Annotated in this window: 1 protein-coding gene; it reads left to right on the forward strand. The window is 68.3% G+C overall.

Going from position 1 to position 1,014, the window contains the following annotated elements:
• Positions 1-25 precede the first annotated feature (25 nt).
• Positions 26-1,014 (forward strand): hypothetical protein (locus tag AB0D08_RS40885; RefSeq protein WP_359895449.1); only part of this gene is annotated, 989 nt, incomplete at its 3' end.

Consider the following 1,014-nt stretch of genomic DNA (forward strand, 5'->3'; position numbering starts at 1 on the left):
GATGGGTGGGGATGTGTCGGGTGGGGTGGATGAGCGGACGGGTCGGGTGGGGTTGTCGGTTCCGTTGGGGGCGGGGCTGGCGTTGGATTTCGATCAGGAGGCGGTGGATCTGGAGGAGGGGGACCGGTTCGGGTTCGGTGCGATGTGGCGGTTGAATGCGTCGTATGTGAAGGTGTCGAACGGTTCGGTGGTGTATCACCCGGCGGGGGGTGGGGTGTATGAGGCGTCGGGGTCGGATCCGTCGGGGACGGGGTTGAAGCGGTATCCGGGTGCGGGGGTGGTGTTCGAGGAGCATGCCGAGCCTGTGCGGGTGGACGCGGACGGCGGGCGTGCCGCCTATGCCTACAAGTTCACGTTCACCACGTTGGACGGGGGCCGGGAGTTCTTCGACGAGAACGGTGTGCTGGTCGCGGAGTCGGACCGGTTCGGGAATGCGACGGGTTACGAGTGGGCGTGGGACCAGGGGACGGGGGTGAGCCGTCCGGTTGCGGTGGTGGACCGTCACGGTCTGCGGACGGTGTTCGTGGAGGGGCGTGACGGTCTGGAGGTGCGGCCGCCCGCGGGGGCGGACGGGCGTGAGGTGCGGCCGACGGTGGTCCGGATGGCGGAGGGCGGGGTGACGGTCGAGCATCCGCAGCGGGATGCGGACGGTGCCGCGCAGTCCACGACGGTGGAGTTCCAGAGTGCGGACGGGCCGGGTAAGGGTCTGCCGGCGACGGTCACTTCTCCGACGGGTGCGGTCACCACGGTCACGTACCAGCACGTGGGTGATGCGCAGAACCCGATGAGCGTGGTCGACACGTTCACCACGAAGGCCGGTGACCGGACGGTGGCCGGCTTGTCGTTCCGGGCGGATCCGCACGGGGACGGGCACGACCACACCGGTGCGCCGAATTTCGGTGACCGGGCGGGTCATGGGCTGTGGGACAGTGATGATGCGCGGGCCTACCGGTATTCGACGCTTCTGACCGATGGTCACCATACGACGGAGCGGGAGTTCAACAAGTTCGGCCT

It is taken from the genome of Kitasatospora sp. NPDC048540 (assembly GCF_040651175.1).
GTDB lineage: Bacteria > Actinomycetota > Actinomycetes > Streptomycetales > Streptomycetaceae > Kitasatospora.